Source organism: Cryobacterium sp. M23, from assembly GCF_002929655.1.
GTDB classification, from domain to species: domain Bacteria; phylum Actinomycetota; class Actinomycetes; order Actinomycetales; family Microbacteriaceae; genus Cryobacterium; species Cryobacterium sandaracinum.
Genome location: NZ_PJJV01000015.1, coordinates 1 through 2211, shown reverse-complemented (window position 1 = coordinate 2211; position 2211 = coordinate 1). Strand labels below are relative to the sequence as shown.

The 2211-nt window shown below is 60.6% G+C and carries 4 protein-coding genes; all 4 read right to left on the bottom strand.

Annotated elements, in window-relative coordinates:
- Window positions 1–169: 169 nt before the first annotated feature.
- On the bottom strand, window positions 170–715 hold the full coding sequence (locus tag CXY82_RS00135) for a helix-turn-helix domain-containing protein (protein WP_104169159.1): 546 nt from the start codon (window positions 713–715) through the stop codon (window positions 170–172).
- Between the two features lie 364 nt (window positions 716–1079).
- Window positions 1080–1376, bottom strand: a complete 297-nt coding sequence (locus CXY82_RS18410) for a DUF6518 family protein (protein WP_104169157.1) — start codon at window positions 1374–1376, stop codon at window positions 1080–1082.
- 53 nt (window positions 1377–1429) lie between these two features.
- The gene (locus CXY82_RS18210; protein WP_146068987.1) at window positions 1430–1711 is read right to left on the bottom strand and encodes a DUF6518 family protein; all 282 of its coding nucleotides are present in this window, start codon (window positions 1709–1711) and stop codon (window positions 1430–1432) included.
- A 212-nt stretch (window positions 1712–1923) separates the two neighbouring features.
- The gene (locus CXY82_RS18205; protein WP_255408551.1) at window positions 1924–2049 is read right to left on the bottom strand and encodes a hypothetical protein; all 126 of its coding nucleotides are present in this window, start codon (window positions 2047–2049) and stop codon (window positions 1924–1926) included.
- Between the last annotated feature and the right edge of the window lie 162 nt (window positions 2050–2211).

Below are 2211 nucleotides of genomic sequence, written 5' to 3'. Positions count from 1 at the left end.
TCAGGAGTGAACTCCCGACGTGATCTTGCCATAGTGAACATTCTCTCTTGTGAGGTGTCCACCCAACGGGGTCAGGGCCACACCATGGCGAACGAGAGTCGCCCGACGAGCGCGGGGACAAAGACCCTCAGTGCGCCGGTCGTGCGCAGTACCTCGAGGTAGCCGCTACTCATGTTCGCGGGGCCGCGTCGTGGTTCACGACCTCGAACAACGCGAGGGTGGCACTCATGCGGATGCCTTCTGGTGTGGCGGAGGGCATCGCTTCATCGTGGATAAGTTTCCCGATCTCGCGTGACATGTCGCGGATACGTTCCCATGCCTCGCGGGAGACGGTGACCTCCGCCTCGGTGAACACGAATTCGGATCCCGACAGGTAACGCGCGCTGCGGGCGATCAGCTCCGCGGCGAGGGAACTCATCAGAGCCTGGTGCTCGTCGACGCGTCCCGAACCGAGCGCTTCGCCGCTCGGGGGGTCATGTCGGTAGCGTTTGGCGGTCCCGCCACGAATATTCGTCTCCTCGACAAGCTGCACGAGTCCCGCCTGAGCCAAACGACGCAGGTGGTAGCTCACGTTCGCTTGGCTCTCATCCAAGACACGCGCCGCCTCCGTAGCGCTGAGAGCCTCTGCAGTCAGAAGAGAAAGCAAACGCAGGCGCAACGGGTGAGCTACCGCCCGGAGGCCATCGAGATCGTAGGGATTGGTGGCATCCGGCATGCCCAAACGATATGCCAAAAAACACCCAACCCCCAAATCGTTCTTTTGCGGTCATCTGTCCGGGGCACATGCCCAGGCAACTCAAGGCACCGTCCGAGCTGGAGTGCCCTGAAACCTGACGATGATCGGGCTCACGTTTGAACAAAACGGCCTGTCCGCCGGCACCGAGCGCCGTGCCCGGAGGGGAACCCCATGCGGGACGCGTGACTTGCGTGTCAGAGTGCCTGCAAGCACCGCCTCGACGACGAAGCTCAAGTCGATCGAGAAGGGGCTGGTCCCCGCGGACGACCGAACCGCGATCCGGAATTTGGATGCGTCCTGAGCCTGGGTTGCGTCTAAATCAGCGACAGCACGACGGGTAGAACTAGGGCAACTCCAACGTATGCGAATGCAGTAAGCGGGATGATGCTGCATAGAGAGAGCGGTTGGTGTCGAGTACGAGAAAGAGTCGCGAGCAGGAACCCACGCCGAGAATTGCGAACACGTACCAACCGTCCGAGAACCCTGCCGTCACTACATCGGTCTTGTTGAGCCGGTAGAGCGCTTCGGAGAAGAAGAGAGAAGCCATGAGAGCGACGCCGTACGTCGCCCAACGGGACCGGATTTTGATAAGGTACCCAGCCAGCCCGAGGAGTGGGCTGAACATGAGAGCGCCAATCATGTATTAAGTGTCACCGGTCCAGCTTCCGATGATCCCGAACTGCGCCCACATTCCTATGTAGAAACCACATCAGCGGCGAGAACCGAGAGAAGCCCGGCGACCGTCGCTAAGCCGCCCGTGACCGACAGGTAGTCGACGAAATAGGAGATGAAGAGCCAGACCGAATAGCAGTTCGTCAACTGAACGAGGGGCTCTGGAAGGTAGGTCTGCCCGAGGGACGTGAGAAAGCCCCAGATCAGACCTGCGCTCAATAGTCCCGTCAGGCGCCCGAGACCAGCAGCTGACAGTACGCGCGGACGTTCTCGATTCCCAGGGACTTCCACCGCGCTATCCATACGGCGAGGCTAGTAGTGCCAGAAGTCGACGAGTTTCTGTGACCCTATTCGCCGGTTGTGGTGCGCGCCGAGGTGAATCTCCGACGCGCGCGGCATCGGCGCCTGAGCCTTCGCACACGACCGCTCGATGGAAACAGCCACTCCCCCTAAATATGCCTTCACCGCGTTCCCGTACGAGGAACCTCCATCGGGACGGTCCGGGTCTGATTCTGTTAGAGCGATGCGCGCCAGGTTCGTCGAGTGGCGAGCCGGGCGGTCAGGAAGAGCGCGACGCCAAGGACTCCGAGGATCGCGGCGAACGTGATTCCCCAGTCCCACACGCTGGTCTGGGTATGCACCAGGAGGAGTTCGTGTTCGCTCGTGAAATAGGAGCATCGGACCCCAACGGGAAAGAACGAAAATGCACCGCTCGCGGTCCAGTGTTAACGCCGACCGAAAACAGGACCATTAACGCCGATTGAAAACAGGACCACCGACCAGTATGGAAGGTGATCAATATG